General features: G+C 50.5%; 22 protein-coding genes. 8 read left to right on the top strand and 14 right to left on the bottom strand.

Going from position 1 to position 24,888, the window contains the following annotated elements:
• The first annotated feature begins 32 nt into the window (after positions 1-32).
• Positions 33-1,568, top strand: coding sequence for a tetratricopeptide repeat-containing sulfotransferase family protein (locus C2M34_RS05055; protein ID WP_105258221.1), 1,536 nt, complete (start codon positions 33-35; stop codon positions 1,566-1,568).
• Here C2M34_RS05055 and C2M34_RS05050 read toward each other — a convergent pair.
• The 5 genes from C2M34_RS05050 to C2M34_RS05030 all read right to left on the bottom strand — a co-directional run bounded on the left by C2M34_RS05050 (position 1,565) and on the right by C2M34_RS05030 (position 8,601).
• Positions 1,565-2,350: a phosphotransferase gene (locus C2M34_RS05050; RefSeq protein ID WP_105258220.1), complete on the bottom strand. Its 786-nt coding sequence runs from the start codon at positions 2,348-2,350 to the stop codon at positions 1,565-1,567. The two genes, C2M34_RS05055 and C2M34_RS05050, sit on opposite strands and share 4 nt — an antisense overlap.
• Complete coding sequence (pnuC, locus tag C2M34_RS05045; RefSeq protein WP_105258219.1) at positions 2,343-2,966, bottom strand: nicotinamide riboside transporter PnuC; 624 nt, start codon at positions 2,964-2,966, stop codon at positions 2,343-2,345. Before pnuC ends, C2M34_RS05050 begins: the two co-directional genes overlap by 8 nt.
• Before the next feature lie 28 nt (positions 2,967-2,994).
• The gene (locus C2M34_RS05040) at positions 2,995-3,249 is read right to left on the bottom strand and encodes a YkoF family thiamine/hydroxymethylpyrimidine-binding protein (RefSeq protein WP_105188085.1); all 255 of its coding nucleotides are present in this window, start codon (positions 3,247-3,249) and stop codon (positions 2,995-2,997) included.
• A gap of 205 nt (positions 3,250-3,454) precedes the next feature.
• On the bottom strand, positions 3,455-4,420 hold the full coding sequence (locus C2M34_RS05035; RefSeq protein ID WP_105258218.1) for a GlyGly-CTERM sorting domain-containing protein: 966 nt from the start codon (positions 4,418-4,420) through the stop codon (positions 3,455-3,457).
• Positions 4,417-8,601: a S8 family serine peptidase gene (locus tag C2M34_RS05030; protein WP_105258217.1), complete on the bottom strand. Its 4,185-nt coding sequence runs from the start codon at positions 8,599-8,601 to the stop codon at positions 4,417-4,419. Before C2M34_RS05030 ends, C2M34_RS05035 begins: the two co-directional genes overlap by 4 nt.
• A gap of 378 nt (positions 8,602-8,979) precedes the next feature.
• Here C2M34_RS05030 and pdsR point away from each other — a divergent pair, with 378 nt between their 5' ends.
• From pdsR to C2M34_RS05015, 3 genes are all read left to right on the top strand, one after another.
• Positions 8,980-9,669: a proteobacterial dedicated sortase system response regulator gene (gene pdsR, locus C2M34_RS05025; RefSeq protein WP_105200249.1), complete on the top strand. Its 690-nt coding sequence runs from the start codon at positions 8,980-8,982 to the stop codon at positions 9,667-9,669.
• Positions 9,670-11,802 (top strand): proteobacterial dedicated sortase system histidine kinase, encoded by a 2,133-nt coding sequence (gene pdsS, locus C2M34_RS05020; RefSeq protein WP_105258216.1) that lies wholly within the window; start codon positions 9,670-9,672, stop codon positions 11,800-11,802.
• A 218-nt stretch (positions 11,803-12,020) separates the two neighbouring features.
• Positions 12,021-12,233, top strand: a complete 213-nt coding sequence (locus tag C2M34_RS05015) for a hypothetical protein (protein ID WP_105200311.1) — start codon at positions 12,021-12,023, stop codon at positions 12,231-12,233.
• A 16-nt stretch (positions 12,234-12,249) separates the two neighbouring features.
• On the opposite strand, the gene C2M34_RS05010 is transcribed toward C2M34_RS05015, so the two are convergent.
• Genes C2M34_RS05010 through C2M34_RS04995 form a run of 4 tightly spaced genes read right to left on the bottom strand, consistent with a single transcriptional unit; the run spans position 12,250 to position 16,113 of the window.
• Entirely contained in the window at positions 12,250-12,750 is a 501-nt protein-coding gene (locus C2M34_RS05010) for a DUF1543 domain-containing protein (RefSeq protein ID WP_105214636.1), read from the bottom strand.
• A 43-nt stretch (positions 12,751-12,793) separates the two neighbouring features.
• The gene (locus tag C2M34_RS05005) at positions 12,794-14,143 is read right to left on the bottom strand and encodes a sigma 54-interacting transcriptional regulator (protein WP_105258215.1); all 1,350 of its coding nucleotides are present in this window, start codon (positions 14,141-14,143) and stop codon (positions 12,794-12,796) included.
• Positions 14,133-14,684, bottom strand: a complete 552-nt coding sequence (locus C2M34_RS05000; RefSeq protein WP_105258214.1) for a hypothetical protein — start codon at positions 14,682-14,684, stop codon at positions 14,133-14,135. The genes C2M34_RS05005 and C2M34_RS05000 overlap by 11 nt, the downstream gene beginning before the upstream one ends.
• Positions 14,685-14,694: 10 nt before the next feature.
• On the bottom strand, positions 14,695-16,113 hold the full coding sequence (locus tag C2M34_RS04995) for a sensor histidine kinase (RefSeq protein ID WP_105258213.1): 1,419 nt from the start codon (positions 16,111-16,113) through the stop codon (positions 14,695-14,697).
• Positions 16,114-16,366: 253 nt separating this feature from the next.
• On the opposite strand from C2M34_RS04995, the gene C2M34_RS15690 reads away from it, so the two are divergent.
• Together C2M34_RS15690 and C2M34_RS04990 are read left to right on the top strand one after the other, a co-directional pair.
• Positions 16,367-16,618 (top strand): hypothetical protein, encoded by a 252-nt coding sequence (locus C2M34_RS15690; protein ID WP_158681390.1) that lies wholly within the window; start codon positions 16,367-16,369, stop codon positions 16,616-16,618.
• An 88-nt stretch (positions 16,619-16,706) separates the two neighbouring features.
• Entirely contained in the window at positions 16,707-16,943 is a 237-nt protein-coding gene (locus C2M34_RS04990; RefSeq protein ID WP_105200242.1) for an EF-hand domain-containing protein, read from the top strand.
• An 81-nt stretch (positions 16,944-17,024) separates the two neighbouring features.
• Here the strand turns inward: C2M34_RS04990 and yaaA are convergent, their stop codons facing one another.
• On the bottom strand, positions 17,025-17,804 hold the full coding sequence (gene yaaA, locus C2M34_RS04985) for a peroxide stress protein YaaA (protein ID WP_105258212.1): 780 nt from the start codon (positions 17,802-17,804) through the stop codon (positions 17,025-17,027).
• A gap of 306 nt (positions 17,805-18,110) precedes the next feature.
• On the opposite strand from yaaA, the gene tal reads away from it, so the two are divergent.
• Complete coding sequence (gene tal / locus C2M34_RS04980) at positions 18,111-19,061, top strand: transaldolase (RefSeq protein WP_105258211.1); 951 nt, start codon at positions 18,111-18,113, stop codon at positions 19,059-19,061.
• A 159-nt stretch (positions 19,062-19,220) separates the two neighbouring features.
• Positions 19,221-19,406 (top strand): DUF3545 family protein, encoded by a 186-nt coding sequence (locus C2M34_RS04975; RefSeq protein WP_105200239.1) that lies wholly within the window; start codon positions 19,221-19,223, stop codon positions 19,404-19,406.
• Positions 19,407-19,458: 52 nt separating this feature from the next.
• Here C2M34_RS04975 and ung read toward each other — a convergent pair whose 3' ends face one another.
• The 4 genes from ung to thrA form a co-directional block, all read right to left on the bottom strand.
• Positions 19,459-20,124 carry a uracil-DNA glycosylase gene (gene ung / locus C2M34_RS04970; protein ID WP_105200238.1) on the bottom strand — a complete coding sequence of 222 codons (666 nt, stop codon included), beginning with the start codon at positions 20,122-20,124 and terminating at the stop codon, positions 19,459-19,461.
• Between the two features lie 96 nt (positions 20,125-20,220).
• The gene (gene thrC, locus C2M34_RS04965; protein WP_105258210.1) at positions 20,221-21,504 is read right to left on the bottom strand and encodes a threonine synthase; all 1,284 of its coding nucleotides are present in this window, start codon (positions 21,502-21,504) and stop codon (positions 20,221-20,223) included.
• Positions 21,504-22,445: a homoserine kinase gene (thrB, locus tag C2M34_RS04960; protein ID WP_105258209.1), complete on the bottom strand. Its 942-nt coding sequence runs from the start codon at positions 22,443-22,445 to the stop codon at positions 21,504-21,506. The genes thrC and thrB overlap by 1 nt, the downstream gene beginning before the upstream one ends.
• A 9-nt stretch (positions 22,446-22,454) precedes the next feature.
• Positions 22,455-24,872, bottom strand: coding sequence for a bifunctional aspartate kinase/homoserine dehydrogenase I (gene thrA, locus C2M34_RS04955; RefSeq protein ID WP_105258208.1), 2,418 nt, complete (start codon positions 24,870-24,872; stop codon positions 22,455-22,457).
• Between the last annotated feature and the right edge of the window lie 16 nt (positions 24,873-24,888).

Genomic DNA, 24,888 nt, shown 5'->3' with positions numbered 1-24,888 from the left:
GGGCAACCAAGGTTGCCCCTTTTTTTATTTATATGACCCATTCCACTTTGCGCCAACATATTCAACACCTGCTGCGCCAGCAAGCCTTGCCTCAAGCCCATGGTGAACTGGTAAAACGCTTGCAGCACAATCCAAAGGATCACCTTGCCTGGTCACTGATGGCCGAGGTAAACGCCCAAGCCGGTGACCTGACGAAGGCGGTTAAACTCCTGGATAAGGCGCTGGAGTTATCAAAACAACCGGAATATGTGCTTAGCCGAGGCAAGTTTTTATACCTGCTCGGGCGCAGCGGTGAATGCTTGCAAACTCTGCAAGCCCTGGACAAAGCGTCACTCACCGATGCCGGGCAACTGGATACCCTGGCTAACCTCTATTCTCGTCTCGGCGATTATCACAGCGCCCATATCTACCATCTGCGTGCTGCGGCCCGGGCACCGGATAACGCAGATATCCTGGTTAACGCCGCCATTAGCCATAATATTATGGCCGCTAACAACCAAGCCAAGGAACTCTTGCAAAGAGCGCTGCAGATCGCCCCCAATCACTATCGCGCTCATTATGCCCTAGCCGAGCAAAGCAGCACGGCCGAAGCGCAGGCGCATATAAAACAGCTCACCGCCCTGCTGGCACAAGAGCAAAATGCCATAGCCCGTCAACATCTGTTCCATGCCAAAGCCCTAGAGCATGAACAACTTGGGGAATATGACGAGGCCTTTAACGCCTTTTCAAACAGCAAGGAGGCGGTGGCCAAGAATATTCATTTTGATGCCGCTAAGCACAGCGCCTTTTGCCAGCAGTTGATCTCGACACCGCCTCAGCTTATCTCGCAACGGGATAATGATGCTGAAGCAGTATTTGTAGCCGGCATGCCGCGCTCAGGCACCACCTTAGTAGCTCAGTTACTGTGCCAAAGTCCACACTTGGCGCCCTTAGGTGAGTTGCAGGATTTACCTCAGGCGGTAAAACGCATAAGCGGGCAAAGTAGTACCGCCATTGTGACTCCCGAGGTCATAAGCCAAGCGAGCAAAGGGGATATGGCCGCCTTGGCACAGGATTATTTGAGCCGTTATACGGGCTTAAAGGGGGATACAGAGCGGGGCTGCGATAAACTGCCGTTTAACTTTTACTATATCGACTTTATCGTCCACGCCCTGCCAAAGGTGAAGATAGTGCTTATGCTGCGCGCCAAAGAAGACACTTGCATCGCCAACTTTCGCCAGGCCTATCAAGTGCATAGCCCGTTTCACCATTATTCCTTTAAGCTTACCCATATCGCCACATTCTATGACGATTATGAGCGCTTAGCGCGGCACTTTGCCGCTAAGTATCCGAGTAATGTGATTTTACAGAGCTATGAAGACTTGGTAAGCGAAGGTGAGCGGGTGCTGCGCCACTTATATGACTTTTGCCACTTGCCCTGGCAGGATGACTGCTTAGAGTTTTATACCAGGCCTGATGCCTGTGCCACCGCCAGTAAATTGCAAATTCGCCGCCCACTGAACAAGGCTTCCATTGATTTTTGGCGTCACTATCAAACACAATATGAAGCCTTAGTAGATACGCTTTAAGCCAGTAGCGTATCTAGGCTCAACTTAGCGTCGTCAATCCGATGCTGCACCTGATGGCGTGCGTACCAAAAATAATTTAAGGCCGCCACCAGCTTTTGCATGGCCTTAAACTTTTGCCAGTTTCCTTGCAACTCAAGGGCGCTAAAGTACTGGCTGAACAGCCACTCTTGCTGCTCCACTGAGAGCTTAAAGCTCAGGGTTAACATGGCCAGATCGAAGTAGCGGTCACCATGCTGGGCATATTCAAAATCTATGCACTGCCATTGTCCACGGTGGCTGATAATGTTCTCTTTGATCAGGTCGTTATGACAGAAGCAGTAATCCTCGCTTGTAGCCTGTGTCAAGGCTACCACCTCCTGCAACGCCTGAGCATAAGGGTGATAATAAGGTTCACTGGCATAACCGGCCAGCTCATCATGCAAATCCAGTGCTGCGCCACTGCTTGGCAAAGCGTGAATCTGCGTCAAGCGTAACAGGGCTTGCTCACCATCGAAATCACTCGGCATCTGCCCTGGCGCATAAGCGAAAATGGCACAGCGATGACCCTTGTCCACATAAACAGGTGCCGGACACACACCCAGCTGCGCCAGGGTACGCTGGGCGTCGATGGCGGCATCGGGTACCTGCCTGCCATAGAGCTTTACCAGCCAGGTGCCCTGCTCGGTATCAACCCGATAATTCTCGTTGCTCACCCCTTGCGGCAAAAAGGTAATTTGCTCAATCACCGCATCGGCTTGAAATGCCGTGACCAAGGCATGGATACGACCCACCGACTCAGGCATAGGCCGGCACTCCTTGTTCCTTCTGCTGATATTGCTGGCGCCAACGCAGGTAGCCGGCAATCGCCATAAAGGTATAAAACACAAATAAAACCACGGTCGGATAATAGCCCTTGGCCAAATACAAGTAGATGGAAGCGGCATCGATCACCACCCAATAAAGCCAGTTTTCCAACACTTTTTTTGCCACAAAGTAAGTGGTTAACACCGCAAAACAGGTGGTTAAACTGTCGAGATAGGCATAATCGGCACGCGTGTAATTATCCATTACATAGCCTATGCATACGGCGATAAGCGCGGTCGCAATAATCAGCCAGGCATGGGTGCTCAGGCGATAACTGACAATGCCCTGACTCTCGCTGCGCTCCTTGCCATAGCGCCATGCCCACCAGCCATAAATAGCCATACCCATATAATAAAAATGCAGCAGGGATTCCATCAACAAGGCGCCCTGCCAATACATCAGGGTGTAGATCAGGGTACTGAAAAATGCCGCCGGCCAGCACCACAGGCTTTCGCGCATGGCCAACAATAAATAGGCCACGGAAAGCGCAACCGCGGCATATTCCCAGCCGGACATGGCGGCAAAGCCAGATAAGGTACTATTTAAGGCATCCATAAGGTGTTCCTAAAGGCGTTCCTAAGAGTTAGTCTTGAGGCGACAGATCGCCATGCAAAAACTTACAAACAAATATGGCCTTACCAAATTGCTCATAGGAGCGCTTGATCTCAGCGCTTAACACCGCCATCACGGTATCATAGTCGCCAAACACCTGAGTCGAGAGCGTATTGGTGATCACCTTAAGCTCTTTGTGTTCATTAAGACGGTCAATAAAGTCTTTAATAAAGGGGATATAGTCTTGATGAAGCGGGTACTTACTGATTTCAACGGTCAGTTTCATGGGCATGTCACTAGTAATAAAGAATGCCGCTATTGTAACCTGAACCCGAGCGTTGCCAAAATTTCGCCGTGACTTTTATCCTCCCCCACTGTTCGCAAGTTATCGCATGAGCTAGGTTCACTCATTCCAGGCAAGGAAAAAAGCCCCTAACTAGGGGCTTTTTTCCTTGCTGCGCTCAGGCAGCTAATTGGCAGAGAAACCTTGTTTAGCCGCGAACTCGACGTACGCCGAACAGGGCCAGCAGTGACATCAGCATAAAGATGCCGGTGCTACCGCCAGAAGATTTCTTAACTTCAGGCTCTGGAGTCACAGTTACAGGGTACTCACAGCTGCCGTCATCGGTATCTGCGCTACCATCGTAGTTGCTTGCTGTCACATCAGTACAGCCATAGACTGGCTCTGGCTCTGGCTCTGGCTCTGGCTCTGGCTCTGGCTCTGGCTCAGGCTCAGGATACTGACAGCTACCATCATCGGTATTGGCATTTGCATCGTAGTTGGTTGCTGTCGCATCAGTACAACCATATTCGATGCCATCAGATGCAACGCTCAGCAGAAATGTCTGCGAAACGCTGTCGCTGGTGTTGGCCTTATCACGTACGGTTACCGTTACTTCTGTATCACCGTGGAAGTTCGCGTTCGGGACAAGGTTGAACGACATGCCATTGATTTCAGCGCTGATGTTATCGCCGCTCACCAAGAGTTCATTTGGTGATTGGTCAGCATCAAGTACCACTACTTCGATACCATCGATACGGCCGTTTTCTTCTACAGCCATATTCTCAAGGGCCGACATTTTCAGGTTGCCTTTGACCGCAATGGTATGAGTTAAGGTTTTCGCTTCGCTACCAAGTTCATAGGCTAAGGTGATCTCTTTATCGGTTCCCGCCGACTCTGGATTAACGGTCGCTTTGAAAGAGAATTCAACTTCACTTTGCTCAGGACCCACATAGTCGAAACAGATCACTAGGTCGTCTTTAAGCACCTTACCTAGGTCGTTGTAACCAATAACATTGTACAGTGAACCATCTTTAAAGCCGGCAGTAGACGAGTAAACACTGTCGCCGCCTTCGATCATGATCACACCCTCATCAACATTGGCGCCCAGGTTGTCATAGGCATAGATAACTTCAAACTTATCCTTGTGGTCATCGATACCGCTGCGCAGGATCACCCGTAGTCATAGGTGTCACCTGTGTTCTTGTCGGTTACATTATCGAACTCCATAAACAACAGGTCACCTAGGTCAGGACGCTCTTCGGCATACTGTGATGCTATGGTTAGACCGGTAGGGTCGTAAGGGTCACGCTTGTTAGCGATTTCGAACGAACCACGCCAGAATGGCGCTAATGCTTCCATCAAGAAACCAGGACCACGGTGCTGGCTCATCATCCACCACAGCGGTGTAAACTGCATGGCACCGGTTGGGTGTAAACGCACTTCGTTGTTGTTAGCCTGATTGTAGACTTCAAACTTGGCGCCTTGCTTATAGAACAACCAGTCAATTGGTACATCAAAGTACACGTTAGAACCACCTTCATACCAAGGTGTGGTTGGCTGTAGACGGAACTCACCCTGAAGGTCGATGTAACCACCGGTAGAGAATTCGTCGATCATCGGCGTTTTACAGCTGGCATCGGTAATGTTGTTGGTCACTATGTAGTCACGCTTAACATTGCGGGTTGCCTGCTGTGTGCCTGCGATGGTCAGCTTGTTGCCTTCAACCTTGATCATCTCGGCAACTTGCTCGTTGTTCGAGGTCATTGTTTCAGACCAAAGCTGCATACCCTCAGGAAGAGTCAACTCAAAGTTGTAGTCACGCTCTTGAGACTCGTAGTTCGCCTTCAGTTTCACGTTCACATCAAGCACATCCATAGCGCGAGCGGCATCTTGGCTCACATTTAGGGTCAGTGCTTCACTGTCGTGGTTAAAGTTCAAAGAGGTAAAGCCAAGCGTGCCTTCGGCACCCGGCGCGTTGCCCAGGGCAAAACCACCGTAGTAAACATCACCCATTTGTGACTCAGGCAGATCCCAGTTAATGGCGATTTCATAGTTGCCATTGCCTGTGTGCTGCTCTGGCGCAGACACATCAAAGCCACCATTGTATTCATTGCCGATTACCGCATAGTGCGTTTTGGTGCGATATTCATAATCACGCGGCGCAGCTAAAGCAGCAGTAGCAAACCAGTACTGACCTGGCTCAGGGTCAATAATGTTACAGTAGTTGTCTTCAACACTGCTTGATGAGTAACAGATCATTTCCGCATTAAGTGCCTTGATCAGTGCTTGCGGATCATCTGCAATCTCTTCATCGCTGACCATGAAAGAACCACTGTTGTTGGCATCGAAACCAAGGATCAGGTGCGCTTTCTTAGTCTGCCAGCGTGGCTCAGCAACATCAGCTAAGTTAGAAGTTTGCTCCGTAGAGGCAACCTTCACCATTAGACGCTTAGTACCTTCAGGAACGGTAATAGACTGGATGTCCCAACCACGTTCAACGCGATCCTTAGTCACATAAGGACCTACACCTATTACGTCCGCCTCTATCGTGGTTGGCTTCACCAAGCCATAATAGGTTGGCGTCAGCTGGCTGTAGCTGTCGGTGTTAACAACAATAGACTCAGAAGCCTTATTGCGGGCCATATCGATATCCACGGCCAGCGGTAACTCATCCAGGGTATTTTTCGCTACCAGGGTGAAGTGTGCATCCGGCGACTGGCCATCCACATTGTTAAACACTACCTTGCCGTTAAACCAGATGTCTTTATTTAGGACATTTTCCCATGGCGCATCCGGCTCATCTGGCTCTACCTTGTGCTCAATGATGTTTGGCAACTTCATGGTTACCATGACATCTTGAGTTTCACCGGCTTTCAATGTGAAGCTGCTTGGTGATACTTCCACTTCAACGCCTGCGCTTTGGTCTTCACCTTGCACGCCCCAGCCAAAGCCGCTGGCCTGCCATGAGCCATCTTTGGTGGCTTTAACGGTACGCATCCATGAACATTCAAGTTCACAGTCTTGATTAACCAAAGAAGGCAGGTTTAACCATTCAACCAAACCGCCATTGCGCGGGTTCGCATCTTGGTAGTTTTCAATGGTCTCATCCATCACCAGACCGGCATTGGCTGCCTGCGCTACATCAATCGCGCCGCCACCGGCCATAAAGTTGTAGTAAGGGTCGATAATTGCGTAACCATTAAAGATTTTCACCTTATTGGCCGTCATCATCAAGGCCGACTGGATCTCTGCCGGTGTCCATGTTGGGTGCATCTGCATCAACAAGGTCATGGCGCCGGTTACATGCGGAGTCGCCATTGATGTACCGCTCATAAAGGTCCAATCCGAGGCCGTCGGGTTGGCGGTAAATGGCTGGTCATCGGCATTGGCCGCATAAATATCAACGCCCGGTGCGGTTACATCTGGTACCAGGTTATTGATATAACGACTTGGACCCATTGAGCTGAAGATAGCCAGTTCATTGCCCTTTTCTGGGTCAAACTCGTAGGTATTCACCGGCTCACCTATGGTGGCGATCGCTTCACCAACCGGGTTGGCATTAACCCAGTTTCGGATTGTATAGCGGGCTTGAGAAGACAGGTGAATACCCGGAATTACATAATTATCGGCAACAAGATTTTCATTTGAGCTGGTATTTTGCAGGATAAAACCACCGGCACCACCGGCCGCCACGTTTTCGGCCTTTGCCACACGGGCGATATCACCGCGCTCACAAACAACGATTTGATCTGAGGTAAAGGTACCCGCAGGGAAAGGTACATTACAGCTGGCCGCTGTATAGGCATCGTCCGGGTTTGGATCTGCAAAGTTTTCCGCTAATACTACAGGACCTGTGATACTGCCCGAGTAGCTCTTACCCGCATACTCGCCGCTAAAAGGAGCGCGAACCCCCTGAAAGTTGTTGATAACCTTGTCACCCAATGACATAACACGGTCATGAGTTGAGGCTCCTACTGTGGTTACCCAAGGAGAGGTATGATCCGCAGACATGTAATAAGGGCCCGAGTTACCTGCAGCTGCGGCAACCGAGATACCCGCCTTACGCGCGCTTAAGAAGGCCAATTCCATGGGATCTTCCCAAGGGAAGGACTCACCGCCACCGATTGAGAAGTTAATGGTGTCTACACCATCGGCAATGGCATCTTCAAAGGCAGATAGAATCGCGGATTCTGGACAGCCGGCATAGGGGTCACCAGAACCACCCGGCCAACATACCTGATAAGAGATGATATGGGCACGAGGTGCAACACCGCTGGTCTTTTCAAACGTAAAAGGCAGGTCGATACCATCGCTGGTCACTGAACCGTCTACGGTTTGCAATGGCGTATCCACTAGCTCATTACCCGCAGTGGTGCTGGCGGTGTGAGAGCCGTGGCCATTGTAGTCTTCGCCGTTTTCTGGACGACGATTTTTAGAACCAAAAATATAATCGCTGTTGGCTACTGTGACCTCAGGGTAAGAGCGCACACCGATCAGCTTATCGTTACACAATTCCGGTGATTCAACACAGTCACCGATGAAGTTACCGGCACCAAATGGGTTGGTCTTAGCATATTCTTCGTCACTAGCGAAGGCGATGTGGTCGGTATTGATGCCGGTATCAATAATACCTACAACCATGCCTTCACCCTTAACGCTGAGTGATGAGGCCGGAACCTGTCCCTGCCAGAGTTTATCGGCACCGATAAATTCTGGGCCACGATCGGTACGCAGCTCGAAAATACGGTTTTCGGTAATACGCTTAACGCCGCTTTGCTTGGCCAGGACCATGGCATCTTCTTGCGTCATATTGACTATCATGGCGTTGTTAGCCAGCGTCAATTGCTGCTTCATTTCGATATTGGCGCCATGCGCTTGGGCGCGGCTAAGCACCTTGTTTTGCTGGTCTTGCAAATAACGACGGTAGCTTTTCACCTCAGGTGAACGCACGTTCAAGGTTGAGCGACCCACCATGGTACGAGTGGTTGTCAGGGCCGTGGCCTCAAGACCTTGTATATCGCCTTGGTAGTTAACCACGGCATCGTTTTGGAGCTGTACTATGTAGGTACGCTTGCCGGTCACCCCTTCTTTAGGTGTGAAGACATTCTTAGGTGAATTATCCTGATAATGTCTATTAAGCTGACCCACAGAACCAAATAGGGTTTGCGCTTCTTTCGATTCTTTGTAATTTGCTAGGTCTTCAGCTGTGAATACCGGGGTGTAAAAAGAGCCCGCAGGCGCTTTTTCAAAGCCCGGCTGTGCGGACGCGGCTCCCCCGGCCACGTACATAGCGGTTAGCATCGCAATGGTACTTTTGCGCCCCAACCCCTTTATATTTCTATTCTTGTTGGACATGTTGTATTCCTTGATGAAAATTTTTCGCGCATATTGCGCTAGCGCAGTAGGGTACGTTGCGCCGAACAAAGAAAACAATATGTAAACAGGGTGCTAAAAGCGCTAAGAGTAAGTTACACCCAAACCGCTACTCTACATGCCTTACCATATAAGGCCTTAGAGCAAATGTACCAAAGTGTGCAATAAGGTAGCATTTTGTACTCATGCAGTTTATCGCAACAATAAATCAACTTTTGTAAGTATCAAGCTCACATTCTTAGGCGCAACTTTGGGGAATTATGATCAATTATGGCAATTGCTGCTTCGTTCATCCCAAGGCTAGCAAATCAGGGTATAGTGTTAACAAAATCACCTTGTTAGCCGTAAGTTAGCCCTAAGATGAAACGAATAGCCATTATTGAAGACGAAGCCGCGATCCGCGATAACTATGTAGAAATGCTGCAAGGGCAAGGCTATGAAGTGCAAGGTTTCGCCGACAGGCCCAGCGCCGAGCTAGCACTGAGCGAGCGTTTGCCGGATCTGGCCATAGTTGATATCGGCTTGGGCAACGAAATCGATGGCGGCTTTATGCTGTGCCAAAGCTTACGGGCCCGCTCACAAACCCTGCCAATTATTTTTCTGACCGCTCGCGACAGTGAAATAGATACAGTATGTGGGCTGCGTATGGGTGCCGATGATTATCTTACCAAGGACATCAGCATGGCCCATCTGGCTGCGCGTATCGCTGCGCTGTTTCGCCGCGTTGAAGCGCAAGGCTTACCAAGTGAACAAGAGGACACCCTGGTACAAGACAAGCTGGAGCTGAACCTAAAACGTTTGCGCGCCAACTGGCTGGGTGAGGCGGTGGATTTGACCGTGACCGAGTTTTGGATGGTGCATTCACTGGCTAAGCGTCCGGGGCATGTAAAAAGCCGGGATGAACTGATGAGCGATGCCAAAATTTACGTTGACGACAGTACAATCACCTCCCATGTAAAACGCATTCGTCGCAAGTTCCAGGCGCTCGATGCCCAGTTCGATTGCATCGACACCGTATATGGCATGGGTTATCGCTGGGAAAGCAAATAGATGGCGCGCTTTGGGCTTGGGCTGCGCAGCAAGGTGGTCTTGCTGTCCTGCTTTTTACTGGTGCTGCCCTGGCTTGGCTACGAATATGTGTGGGAAATGGAAAAGTATCTGCGTCAGGGTCAAGAAAAAACCCTGGTCGGTACCACAAGAGCGCTGGCCACAGCCCTGCATGAACGCCCCGCTTTATTTGAAAATGCCAGTGAATTTACCGCCAAGGTAGAAAAGGGTCGCGACCTTTACGCCTACCAGATCAACAATGCCATCCGCCTCGATGGCGAACTTGGTGACTGGGCTCCCTATCAAAGCCTGATGTGGCAATACCAGGGTAACTACCTGCAAACTCCAAACCCGGATCATGATGACGCCGACCTGTCATTCGCACACATGGTCGGCAAATACGGCCAGCACCTGTATGCGGTGTTCGCGGTACAGGATAACCAGGTTCGTCTGCGCCCAAAAAATGCCCTTAGTCTGGAGCGCAACGATCATTTAAAAATCGCCATTAAGTCTCCCAATGGCGAGCTAAAAAACTACATAATTGCCACCCGCGAAGACGGCTGGGTAAATGCCTTTAGCCTTCCCGAATTGACTCCCTATAAGGATATTCAGGGCTATTTCCGCCAGACCGAGCAAGGCTATAACATAGAACTGCGTATGCCCCTGTCCATGCTTGGCAACAAGCTCGGCTTTGCCATCAGCGATTGGGACACGGGCGAGCAAGAGCGTCATTTAATGGCCACCTCTAATATTACCGATGCCAATACACTTGGCACTGTGCTGCTGCCCTCACCGGAGATTAAACGCATTATCAAGGGCATGGGCCACAGCGGCAGCCGTATCTGGGTGGTGGATAAACATCACAGGGTACTGGCGCAATCAGGCACCATTCAACATGCTGACGGAGTCTGGGCCAGCTCCTTACAGGAGCAGGATAAGGAAGGCATGTGGCGGCGTTTCGAGCAGCGTTTTTTGCACCCGCTCTATTACCAAATTCTGACCAAGCCACCCAGTGACTTTCTCGATATTTTGCATGATGTGGCGGCGCTGCAAGGCAGTCATATTGCCAGTGCCTTACGCGGTGAGCCGGCCTCGAACTGGCGCCTGACGCCAGACAGCAAAGCGGTGATCCTCTCCGCCGCCTACCCCATTTGGAGTAATGAGCAGGTGCTGGGCGCTGTTATCGCCGAAGAAACCACCAATGGCGTGCGCACTCTGCGCAACAAGGCGCTGGAAAAGCTCTTTAATGTGATTATTGCGGTGATGCTGGTGGGCACCATCTCATTGTTTTTCTTTGCCTCGCGCATTTCCTCACGTATTCGCCGCTTACGCGACAGTGCCGAGCAGGCCATTGATGAACAGGGCCGAGTACGGGCGCAACTGAGCGTGAGTAACGACAGTGACGAAATAGGCGACCTCTCGCGCAGCTTCGCTAATATAGTTAATCGCCTTGGCGGCTATACCCATTATCTGGAAAATATGTCGTCGCGCCTTTCTCACGAATTGCGAACGCCGGTGGCCGTGGTACGCAGCTCGCTGGAAAATCTGCAATTGATCGCCCACGAACCGCAGCAACAAAAATACCTGACCCGGGCTCAAGAAGGGGTCGCCCGCTTGAATAAGCTTATCACCACCATGAGCGAGGCGACTCGGTTGGAACAGAGCATTAATACCTCGGCGCGGGAGCATTATGATCTCACCCAGGTGCTGCAAGGCTGTATGCAGGGCTATCAGTTGGCTTATCCACAGGCACGCTTTGCCCTGGATATCACCCAAGAGGCGCTTCCTGTGCAAGGGGCCGCCGACTTTTTCGCGCAGTTGCTTGATAAGCTGATCAACAACGCCCTGGAATTTGCTGAGCCTGAGAGTGAAATATTGGTCACCTTGGCACGAGAAAACAACCAAGCTCAACTCAGCATTAGCAATCTAGGGCCATCGCTGCCCAAGGACATAGGTAAACATATTTTCGACTCCATGGTGTCGGTGCGCGCTCAGGATAAGCAGCAACAGCCGCATCTGGGTTTGGGCCTGTATATCGCTCGTCTGATTGTTGATTTTCATCACGGCCAGATACGCGCCAGCAACCGCGAAGATGGTCGCGGTGTGACCATCCTTGTTGATATACCCTTGTCCTGATTCAAAATCGATTAATTAAAGAGCATCTAGCCCGCGTAATAAGTTGGTAATTACTTACACAGCTAGAGGTTCAAGGCTAGATACTATGACCGCAAAAACTGGATATAGTAGGGCGCTGTTTCGCGAGCAAGATGACAGCAGCGCAACAAGGATAAAGCTTGAATCACTGGGCCAGGCTTAATTACAATAGCTGCCTTTATCCTCACGTGAAATCACTTGTGAAAAAACATCAGGCAAAAAAAGAGCTCGCCCTGCTACCCATTTTATTTATCGCCATCGCCTTGTGTGTCGGCGGGCATTTCGTTTTACAACCTAACTATCAAGATAGCAATTTGGTGGAATATTCCTTGGCGGCCCTGCCATTTGCCTTATTCGCCTTGGTGATCCTCGCCATCCGCATCGCAATCAAGCAAGAAGAAAACGACGACTAAGCTTCAAAGCCACGCCCTAAAGCACATGGTAGCCAAACCAGTCCGGATGCATGGCTTGCGCCTGGTTGCTGGGAGTAAGATGGATATGATACTGGGCATCGATCAGATCCAGGGCAAAGCAGTCATCCACCTCATGTAAATCGTCTTTATGCTGATGACTCATGCCGGTGAGTAAACCCTGCTTCACCCGTTGTTTGGCCTGCTCGGCGCTGGTCGCCACGGTCAAAGTAAAAGCATGTTGTTCGGCAAGTTGATCGGCACGATAGGCGCCTAAATTAACGAAATAGAGGCGTTCACTGCGCTGTTGCGGCGCATCACCCAGGCTCACCGCATAGCCGTCGATATGGTGCACCGCCATATAACTGTCCATATGCACGCTGTTTTTATTGCCCACCCATTGGGCTTTGAGCTTACCGTAACAATCTTCAATACGCTCACCAACGACAAAGCGCACATCGTGCATTTCAATATGACAGCCTTCAATGCGACCGCCCAGGTAAACCATAAATAATTGCATCACTCACTCCTTTGGCCTTGTGTGGCGGCATTATAACGGTTAATCAGTCGCGGCTGAATTGCTCCACATCGATCTCATGCTTCTTAATCAGTTTATAGAAGTCGCTGCGGTTACGCTTGGCCAATTTGGCTGCCTGAGCGACATTGCCATCCACCATTTTCAATACATTAATCAAATACTGGCGCTCAAACTGGCGCTTAGCCTCGTTTAAGGCAATGGGCGAGCTGGCTTCGAGCTCACACTGCAAGGCCATGGCCACCTGCTGGGCACTGATCAGCACCCCAGGGCTCAATGCCACCACCTGCTCCACTACGTTTTGCAGCTGGCGAATATTACCGGGCCAGTCGTGGCGCAAAAGCAAGTCCATGGCATCATCGCTGAAACGTTTCACCTCTTGCTGCTGACGAGCGGCAATTTGCTCACAAAAGTGATGCGCCAACAGGGAGATATCCTCTCGACGTTCGCTCAAGGCTGGCAAACGCAGGTTCACCACATTTAAGCGATAGTAGAGATCCTCGCGGAAACTGTTATCACGGATTGCCGCAGGCAAATCCTTGTGGGTGGCCGACACCACTCTGACATTAACCGGAATTTCCTCGCTATGACCAACCGGGCGAATTTTTTTCTCTTGCAGAACGCGCAGCAGCTTAACCTGTAAATTCAACGGCATATCCCCTATTTCATCAAGAAACAAGGTGCCATTTTGGGCTTCGGAAAAGAGCCCCACATGGTCGGCGGTCGCACCGGTAAAGGAACCCTTTTTATGGCCGAACAGCTGGGACTCCAAGAGCTCGGCGGGCACAGCGCCGCAGTTAATGGCAACAAAAGGGCCGGTGCTAACCGCACTGCTCTCATGCACGGCTCTGGCCAGCAGCTCTTTACCCGTACCGCTGGCGCCGGAAATCAATACATTCACATCCGTGGCACCCACCATACGCACTTGCTCTAACAGGTGATACATGGTGGCACTGCGAGTCACTATATAGGGGTGACTTACTTGCTGAGCGTGCCCCTGCCCTTGACCATGCAGACGCACGGCTTTAGCCAGGGTGTCGATCAACTCATCCTTATCTATGGGTTTGGTCAAAAACGCAAAAATACCCTGCTTGGTGGCACGTACCGCATCGGGAATAGAGCCGTGCGCCGTCATCATTACCACGGGTAAGCTAGGATAAAGCTGCTGAATTTGTTCGGCCAGTTGCAAACCGTCGATATCGTCCATGCGCAAATCGGTCAGCACCACGTCAAAGGTTTGCTGCTGCAACTCACTCAAGGCTTGAGGGGCGCTGTTGGCCGTGGTCACTTCGTAGTTATTGGCCATCAGCCTTATGGTCAGTAGTTTTAATAAACTGACATCATCATCAACAAGTAAAACCCGTGCTTTAGAACTCATTATTATCCTCCTGCTGGGACGCACGTTGCAGCAATTGCTGCTCTATGGCCGCCAGCGACGACAAGGTCTTTTCCATTTTTTCCTGCATTTGCTGCTGCTCTTGGCGCAGCTTAGCAAGTTGCTGTTGTTGTTGGGCATTGGCCTGAAGCTGCTGCTTAAGCAACCAGAAATAACGGGCGCTGGACTCGGGCCAGTAATATTGACCGCTGATCACCTCAAGGTCGCTTAGTAGCTCGTCCGGGTTTGATTGGCCCCGTAAGCAGAGGCGGGCAAAAAATTGCTTCAGTCTCGGCGCCGCCACATATTCCTGTAACTCGGTGGCCGAGGTAAAACCGCCGCATTGCTGTGCATGCCATTGCACCAACTGCTCGGCACTAGGGTAGATGGGTTGTTGCTTAGGCCTAGGTTTAGGGTTGGGAGCCTGCTTTTCAAGCTCACCTAAGTGACCAGTCTCTCCCGCCGTTCTTGGGCCCGGCAACTGACAGCCCGCACTCAAGATGGGCACCAGTAACACGGCAACACACTTGGCAAATTTCAACATCTTGACTCCATTAGCAACTAAATTTAAGCCTAAAACAACTGCCCTGAGGTGAGCCTGAATGGATCTGCACCTCGCCATTGAGTTGGTTAACACATTCCTTGACTATGGATAACCCCAAACCACTGCCGGCCACGGCGTTGCGCTTGGCAGCCTGTCCCTGATAGAAGGCATCGAATAAACGCTCGCGCTCAGACTCCTTTATACCCGGTCCCTGATCGACTACGGCTATCTCCAGCTCTTGCTTATAACGCTCGATTTGTATCTCTATTTGCGCCCCATTGGGTGAAAACTTAATGGCATTGGAAACCAGTTGCACCAAGATCATTTGTAACAATTCACCATCAAGGGGCAACTCTTTAAGCTCCGCCGGGCAGCGCCACACCAAGGTTTGCTGACCCAACCGCAGGCGCTCGGCAAAGTGCTCCTGTACCTGAGCCTTTAATGTATCGAGTTGGCAGCCTTTATTACTCAGGGTCCGTGCCTTGATGGCGTTATAATTTAGCAGGTTTGTGATCATGCCATGAAGACGCTCTGTGCTTTGGCTGATCAATTGCAGTACATCTTGCTGCTGCTCATTGATGGGGCCCACCAGCTGCTCCTGCAATAAATCACAGCCTTCCACCATGGAAGCCAAGGGCGTTTTTAACTCATGGGTCACATGGCGTAAAAAGGTATCTTTTTGCTGCTCCAGGCTTTGTAATTGCTGCTGCATCCAGTTAAGTTTTTGCCCCAGATCTCGCAGCTCTTTGGCACCGGTCAGTTGAATATCCACATCCCAATCGCCCTTACCTAGCTGACTTATCACTCGAGATAAATACCCGAGATTGCTGCTTAGGCGCCATAAATAACCACCACCGAGCAGCAACACTATGGGCACCAGGGCCACCAGCCAGTTAATAAAGCTCTGTTGTAGATCCGTAAGCGCCTGTTGCGCCAGGTCTATCTGTTCCTTGGTATGAGTGTGCAACCAATTACCATGGCTGTTGATTTGTTGGCGCAGCGGTGAAAACAACTCGGCATTGGCCTGCTCCTGCTGCTCTATATTTTCTCGGCTGGCGACAAAATCCGCCTGCAATTGCTGCCAACGAACCAGCTCACCAGCCGAGGTGGCCGCCTTGGCCTGCTGCGTCAAAAGCGCATCGGCCTTATGCCATTGCTCATTCACCGCCTTACTAAGTTGCTCGCTTTTTAATACCCAATTTTGTAGCGTTGCCCGCTCCAGGGATTGAAACAGCTGCTTAAACTCATTGAATTGTTCATTCTTCTGGTAACTGCTCAATACCATCTGCTGGGTATTGACCATATGCTGGTCCAGGGCCTGTAAAAATACCACCACAACTAAGGCCAAAGGCACTAGCAGTATGGCCACGCCGATAAAGAACTGGGCGAACAGGCTGGGGCGCCAGTGCAGCATGCGAAAAATCACCATGACTCCTTGTTGCCAAAAAGAGAAAAACTAACTATTTGAAATTTAGTAGAAAAATTTAAAGAAACCATAAGCTGTTGCAAAATAGCTACAAACTATTCAGCTCAACCCTCACCTTAAAAATATAACCAACTGAAAAATATGAATTTTAAAAAACTGGCATTGAATTTGTTAGGAGAGCCACCCTGCGGTCTAAAGACCTTCACTTACATTTATAAATGAGTTTCAATTAAGCCACTATGAATTGGAGAATACCGTGCGACGTGTAGTATTGGTCGTAGCCTTAATTTTATGTGTTACCCTAGTAAGCGCTAAACAACCTTCGGAGTCTCACTCCGCGACGAATCAGCCAGCAGCAGTGCAGTCAGCGAGCCCATCGTTTAACCAGTTGGCAAGTCCGCAACAAACAATGCCGCATAATTTGCAGCTGGACCCCAAGCAAATCGGTGGGCATGTCTTTGAATTGGCAGACGACGGCCTAAGTGGCCAACTTAATCTCAGCAATTAGGCGATTAATCTTATTCCATTTGGCCAGGTTCACAAATTTGGTTAGGCTAACAGCATAATATGCGTAACCTGTACGCTAGGATTTTTACATGAATAAAATTGCAGCATTAGTTTTAAGCACCTTGATGCTTGCCTTTGTCACCACTTCGGTGCAGGCCAGCAGTATCGAGTCGCGCTTTAAAGAATTAGACCGAAACCGTGACGGCGCTATTAGCAAGTCGGAAGCGGCACAAGAGCCGGCCTTGTGGTCTCGCTTTAGCAGTTATGATCAAGATAAAGACGGTAAACTGTCGTTGCGCGAGTTTACCAATTACGCTCGTCAGTAAGGCGTGTCGGGCTGAGCTGTGACCTGCAGTTAGACAATAAAAAAAGCGCCGAGGGCGCTTTTTTTTATTGTTCGGGCTTTCTTATCCCTGTTCTTCACGCAAAAATACCGGCTCATTTTCCTTAACCGTAGCTTCAGCACTAAAGTAATAACCCGCTGTTGTAAACTCCTTAAGCTGCACCAGGGTCTCAACCTTATTTTCCATAATATAACGGGCCATCATGCCACGCGCCTTTTTCGCGTAGAAGCTGATCACCTTATATTGACCATTTTTGCAGTCTTTAAATACCGGCGTAATAATGTCGGCGTTCAGTGCCTTCTTATCCACCGCTTTAAAATACTCATTCGAAGCAAGATTAATCAATTGCTTGGCACCGCTTTGAGCCAAAACTTCATTGAGCTTTTCGGCAATAATACTGCCCCAGAACTGGTATAAGTTGGTGCCTTTTGGGTTTTCTAATTTAGTCCCCATTTCCAAACGGTAGGCCTGCATTAGATCGAGCGGCTTAAGTACTCCGTATAAACCGGAAAGAATACGCAAATGTCCTTGCGCATAATCCAGTGCATCAGCACTTAATGTACTCGCTTCAAGCCCGGTATACACATCACCGTTAAAGGCAAAAATAGCTTGCTTGGCATTATCGCTGTTAAAAGGCTGAGACCATTCGCTAAAGCGGGCGGCATTTAAACCGGCGAGCTTATCGCTTATTTTCATCAGGCTGCCGATTTGCTGCGGCGTTAAGTCGCGGCATACAGAAATCAATTCTTCACTGTAGGCGAGTAATTCGGGTTGACTGTGAGTTGCTACCGGAGCGGCAGTCTCATAATCAAGGTTTTTTGCTGGGGAAATGACTGTGATCATAAATGCTGTTGACTTGGCTCTACAATAGTGTCAATTTCAACATTAAATAAAGCAAAGATCACGCTTTATTAGAGGGTTCATGACCCTTAATCGGTCTGCGTGCCATACGCTCTCGCCAAAACGGCGGCGACCGGTTCATTTTGATGTTATTTACATGGCATCAATCCCCTGGCACGGACAATTGACCTCCCCATGGTTGTCACTAAGGTGCAACATTAACTACATAACCTATAAGTGTTTATCTATTTGCTATAGGCACAGACGATAAACCCAGTAGACGCTCTATGCTTGGAATGAGGAAAGCACATGACTACAGCACTACAAGAGTTGAAGCAGCATTCAACGATTGTTGCCGATACCGGCGATATTGAAGCAATACGTAAGCATCAACCCCAGGATGCCACCACTAATCCATCACTCTTACTTAAGGCCAGCGAAATCCCTGCCTACCAGCCCTATCTTGATAAGGCCTGGCAATATGCGCGCAGCCAAAGTGATGACACCAGCGCCCAGTTGGCACTGGCTTGCGATTACTTCGCCGTACTGATCGGCAAGGAAATCGCCGATATCGTTCCCGGTTATATTTCTACCGAAGTCGATGCGCGTCTGTCATTCGACACCCAAGCAAGCATAGCGAAAGCAAAACAACTGCTGGCCCTGTACGACCTTGAAAGGGTTAGCCGCGACAAGATTTTAATTAAAATCGCATCGACCTGGGAAGGCATTAAAGCCGCCGAGCAGCTGGAAAAGGAAGGCATTCGTTGCAACCTAACGCTGCTGTTCAGTGAAGCCCAGGCCCGCGCCTGTGCCGATGCTAATGTGTACCTTATCTCTCCCTTTGTTGGCCGTATTCTTGACTGGCATGTGGCCAATGGCATGGAAAAGCCAAGCGATCCGCTGGCGGATCCCGGGGTGCAATCGGTACGCAGCATCTATGAATTCTACAAAGGCCATGGTTATGAAACCATAGTCATGGGTGCCAGCTTTAGAAATACCGGTGAGATCCTGGCTTTAACCGGCTGCGATCGCCTGACCATAAGCCCGGCGCTACTTGAAGAGTTGGCTCAATTACCGGCGAATACGGAATATCAGCTGACATCACCGGCCAGTGTAGCTGCTAAACCAGCAGCCCTAAGCGAGAGCGAATTCCGTTGGTTGCATAACCAGGACGCCATGGCCACTGAGAAGCTCTCTGAAGGCATACGCGCCTTCGCCGAAGCGCAAGTGGCGCTCGAACGCCGCTTCTCTTCCCTCTAATTTTCTTCCAAAATATAACGCCAGCGACAGGCTGGCGTTCTCACATAATTACCCGGTAATAAAAACATCACTTTCCTGTAACTTAAAATAAACAATTTCGTTTTATTTTTGTACTTTCTATGGTATAGATTGATTGCGTTAGTTATACAGGAGAGTGTCATGGATAGTCTGAACGAACTACTAAAAATAATAGAAGGTCCAGAGGCGAGAAAGAATTCCGGTCGTAATAAAAAACGAAAGTGGCGCGAAATCGAAGCACTGAAAGATAAACAACGTTTACGTAAAGAACTACAAGAACTCGATCTATTCAGCGATACCATCGCCTTAGAAGAACTAGATTTCTAGTAAAAAAGGAGCATTTATTGCTCCTTTTTTTATGGCTTTTTATGGCATTAGCTTAGCTGGGCAAGCGCCAGTCTATGGGTTGTTTTCCTTGCTCTGTGAGCAGCTTATTGGCCTTTGAAAAGTGACCACAACCAAAAAAGCCTCGGTGTGCCGACAAGGGAGACGGGTGCGGCGCCTTAAGCACAAAATGCTTAGTGGTATCTATATGCTTGCCCTTCTTTTGCGCATGCGCGCCCCAGAGTAAAAAGACAATACCCTCACCTTGCTCATTTAGTGCGGCAATCACCTGATCGGTAAAATGCTCCCAACCAAGATGCTTGTGGGAATGAGCCTCGCCCTGCTCCACCGTCAGCACGGTATTAAGCAATAACACCCCCTGCTCGGCCCAGGACTGCAGATAACCATGATTGGGGATGGCAAAATCGGGAATATCCTGTGCCAACTCCTTATACATATTAGCCAGCGAAGGCGGCGCCTTAACCCCAGGCAATACGGAAAAACACAGACCATGGGCCTGATTTGGACCATGGTATGGGTCCTGACCCAAGATCACCACCTTTACATCGTTAAACTCGGTGGCGCGAAATGCGTCAAAAACCTGCTCTTTGGGCGGATACACGGCAACACCCGCATCGCGACGCTGCTGCACATAATCTAATGTCTCTTGAAAATAGGCCTGCTTTTTTTGCGCTGCCAATAAATCGGACCAGGATGTCATATAAGCTCTCGAATAAAAAAGACGGCTCCGAAGCCGTCTTGTTAATACTAGTCTTGTTAATACTAATCTTGTTAAAGCTAAAGCTAGCTTACCAAATTAACCGAGTTTCGCCAGCATAGCTTCACGCAACTGCGTATAGTCGGCGCTCATGGGTTCGGCTAAGCAGGGCTTAGCAAGGGCATCGGCCAGGGCCTTGGGCATTTCTAATGAAACACCCAAAATCTCTTCCACACTGTCTTTAAACTTTGCCGGATGAGCGGTGGCCAAAAAGATCCCCTGCTCGCCCGGGGCCAAATCCGTCTTTAATCCCTGATAGGCAATCGCGGTGTGCGGCTCGGCCAGATAGCCTAGCTGCTGCAACTCGCGCATTGCCGCCGCAGTGGTTGCTTCGTCCACACCATGAGAGAAAAAGTCGTTATAGCTAAACTGGCCACTGTCGAGCATCACCTGCACCCGCGGCCAGTTATTTGGCCGACTCACATCCATGGCATTAGACAGGGACTCCAAAGTCTCATTGGGCTGCCATTGTTTGGACTCAAGGTAACGCGGTACGGTATCGTTTTGGTTAGTGGTGGCCGACAACTTGCTGATAGGCAAGCCGATCACCGCCGCTATCATGGCCGCACAGACGTTACCGAAGTTACCACTGGGCACAGAAATATGTGCGCTCGCTCTTTGCTCTTTCGGCAGTTGCGCCACTGCCTCAAAGTAGTAGCAGACCTGCGCCAATAGTCGGCTGATATTGATAGAGTTGGCCGAGTTAAGGCCGAGACGCGATTTCAGTTCTTCATCCAAGAAGCCCTGCTTCACCATGGCCTGACAATCGTCGAAGGAACCTTTAACACTATAGCAATGCACGTTGCCGCCAAGGGTGGTAAACAGCTTTTGTTGTGCCTCGGAGATCTTGCCCTCGGGATAGAGGATCACCACATCGACATTCTCTTTACCATAAAAGGCATGAGCCACGGCGGCTCCGGTATCGCCACTGGTGGCGGTTAAAATAGTAACCTTCTCGCCCTGACTAAACTGCGCCAGACATTGGGCCATAAAGCGTCCGCCAAAGTCCTTAAAGGCCAGAGTCGGACCGTGAAACAGCTCTAAACAATGGAGGTTATCGGCTACCTTGACCAAGGGCGCAGGGAAGGTAAAGGCCCCCGCGACCATGTGCGCCAGGGTGTCATCGCTCAATTCATCTCCTAACAGATGACGCAATACCTTGGCACTGCGGGTAACAAAGTCGAGTTCCAGTAAGGCATCAACATCCGCCAAGGGCGTCAGCTCGGTAGGGAAAAACACCCCTTGATTGCGACCTAGGCCAGTTTTTACCGCCTCAACAAAAGACACCACCTGCTCATTATCTTGCAAATTATATAACTGCATTACCCTAGTTCCTCATTCAATTCTCTGGTGCCGGCCCAATCGAGTTGGCAAATATGGCTAAAACCTTGTTCATTAATATAGTGGTCGCTGAGCCACTGCTGGCACAGCTCGGCGCTGGCGAGGTTGTCGCATAGCGCAAACAGTGTCGGCCCGGCGCCAGAAATACTGACCGCTTTGGCGCCTAGCTGTAACAGCGCCTGTTGCGCCGCGCTAAAGCCTTCGATCAATTGCGCCCTATGGGGCTCGGCCACAGTATCTATCATGATCGACAGCGCCTCTTCGCTGCGCTGTTGCAGCATCAAAGTACAAAAAGCGCTAAGGCGCTGAGCAAATTCAACACTGTGGTGCATATCCAGCTGCTTTGGCAGCACCGCACGCGCCTTGGCGGTGTTAAGCGTAAACCCGGGAAAGGCCACCACTGGATACCAGTTATCCGGGGTCATAATGGCCAGAGACTTACCGGGAATAAGCTCCGCCGTTAGTTGCAGGCCACCCAAATAACAAGGGGTGATATTGTCGTAATGGCGGCCGCCGCTGACCTTGGCCTCAAAGTCGGCCATCAGCTCGATCAGTGCCTCATCACTGAGCCCGGTGCCGGCAAACTTATCCAATGCAGCAATAGTTGCCACCACGGAGCAGGCACTGGAGCCCAAACCCGAACCTACGGGCAGGTTTTTTACCAGCTCTAAACGCACCGCTGGCATATCCGGAGCCACCGCCTGTTTAAAATGCTGCAAACACATATAGGCCAGGTTTTGCTCTGCCTGTGCCGGTAGCTTATGGGCATAAGGCCCGGAGCAGACAAACTCAGTGGTCGTGCTGGCACTGACCTTAACCAGATCACCGAGTAAACTGCCGTCAATTGGCGCAATGGCGGCGCCAAGGGCATCAAAACCGACGGCAAAATTACCTATGGAAGCCGGAGCATATACTTGAATCATCAGATGTCCTTATCGCGGTAATGTTTTAAGAATATCGGCGAAAACCCCCGCCGCCGTAACTTCGGCGCCGGCCCCATAACCACGGATCACAAAGGGTCTTGGCTGATAATACTGACTCAAAATGGCCAGCGCATTTTCGCCATCACGAATATCGAATAGGGCATGCTTGCTATCCACCGCTTCAATGCCGACCTTGCAGCGCCCCTTGTCTATGCTGCCGACATAACGCAGCACCTTACCCTCAGCCTTGGCGGAGGACACCTTGTCGGCAAAATCGCTGTCGAGCTCGGGCAGCTTAGCCATAAACTCATCGACACTGAGACCATTAGCAAAGCCTGGCGGCAAGACAGACTCAACTTCTATATCTTCAAGTTCGAGTTCCAATCCGGCTTCACGGGCAATGATCAACAACTTGCGGGCAACATCGGTACCGGACAAATCATCACGGGGATCCGGCTCGGTAAAGCCACTTTCTTTCGCCTTGATGGTCGCCTCGGACAAGCTTAAGCCATCGCTCAGCACCCCAAACATATAAGACAAGGAACCAGACAGAATGCCGCTAAAGTGCAATAGCTGGTCGCCGGCGCCAAACAAAGACTGAAGATTATCGAGTACGGGTAAACCGGCACCGACATTGGTTTCATAAAGGAAGCGTCGGTTATTGCGCTGCGCCGCTTCCTTTAACTGCCAATAATAGGCTTGCGAGCTGGTATTGGCCTTTTTATTGGCGGCGACCACATGGAAACCGGCATTTAAGAAATTAACGTATTGATCCGCCAGCGCCGCCGCTGAACTGCAATCGACGATCACCGGGTTGATCAGGTGATGCTGTTTTACGAATTGTTCCAGATATTTCAGGTCAAACTCCTGTGCCGTTTGCTGCAACTGCGTTGGCCATTGCTGCAAATCTATCCCCTCACCGTTTAGCAGCATCTGCCTTGAGTTAGCTATGCCGCGCACCTTTAACTTGATATTGCGCGCGTTCAGCCACTCTTGCTGCTTCTCTACCTGGCTCAACAATTCGCTGCCCACCAGGCCACAACCTAACAGGAAAACATCAATGGACGGCATATGAGTAAAGAAGTTTTCATGGCACACCTTCACCGCATCGTTACACAGCTCGCCATCGATCACCGCGGAGATCGAGCTTTCCGTAGAGTCCTGGGCAATGGCCACTATATTCACTTGTGCCTGCGCTAAGGAAGCAAAAAACTTGGCAGCCAAGCCCTTATGAGCACGCATATTGTCACCCACCAGGGTCACAATGGCGAGGTGGCGCTGTACCTGCACCGGCTCGATAAGCCCGGCCTTGGCTTCAAGCTCAAAGGCCTGCTCAAGCGCCCTTAGTGCAAGAGCAAGGTCCTGCTGGTACACACAAAAACTAATGCTGAACTCACAGCTCGATTGGGTGATAAGCACGATGGAAACATTATCCATCGCCAGTGCGGTAAACACCTTGGCCGCCATACCCACCTTGCCCTTCATACCCGGGCCAGACACAGTCAGCATGGCCAGGTCCTGTAAACTGGAAATGGCTTTCACCGGCTCAGAAGAACGCGCCTCATCGCTGATCAGAGAGCCTGGAAGCGAAGGCGCATGGGTATTTTTAATCTCACAGGGCACGCCTGCTTTGGCACAGGGCATTATGGTCTTGGGATGCAACACCTTAGCGCCGAAATAAGAGAGCTCCATGGCCTCTTTATAAGAGAGATGATCAACCTTAGTGGCGCCCTTGATATAACGGGGATCAGCGCTGTAAACACCATCCACATCGGTCCAAATTTGGCAAACCTCAGCCTCCAAACAAGCCGCCGCCACCGCCGCTGAATAATCCGAGCCATTGCGCCCCAGCGTAGTTAATCGCCCCTGCTCATCGGCGCCGGTAAAGCCTGGCATTATGTATACTTTTGCCGGGTTGGCATGCAAATACTGCTGCATCAGCTGTTTTGATACATCGAGATCCACTTCCGCATCCATAAAGCCACCATGTGAGCGCACCACCTGATCCGCGGGTACGCAGTGGGCTCCGAGGTCGGCCAGCAGGGCCTGCATCAAGGCCACACTGATACGTTCGCCAAAGCTGATGATATAACTGTGCACCGCATCCGGACATTCCCCCAACAGAGCAATGCCGTCAAGGCGGCGCTTCAGCTCCTGAAAGTCGGGCCATGAATCGGGCGCCTGAGCCAGTGCTGTAACCTCAGATTTTAACCCCTCGGCACGGGCGCACAGGGCCTGCCAGGGAATACTGTAATCCTGCCCGGACTGCGCCAGTTCACTTAAGGTCACCAGAGCATCTGTCATGCCTCCTGGTGCCGACAATACCAGTAACATTTGTTCTTTTAGCTCGGCGCGCACTATGGCGCTAACCCGAGCTAAACAATCCGCATCGGCCAGTGATGACCCGCCAAATTTCAATACCTGCATAACTTCCTCATTCCCG

It is taken from the genome of Pseudoalteromonas sp. T1lg88 (genome assembly GCF_002964765.1).
Lineage (GTDB): Bacteria > Pseudomonadota > Gammaproteobacteria > Enterobacterales > Alteromonadaceae > Pseudoalteromonas.
This window is presented reverse-complemented; position numbering and strand designations above follow the sequence as displayed.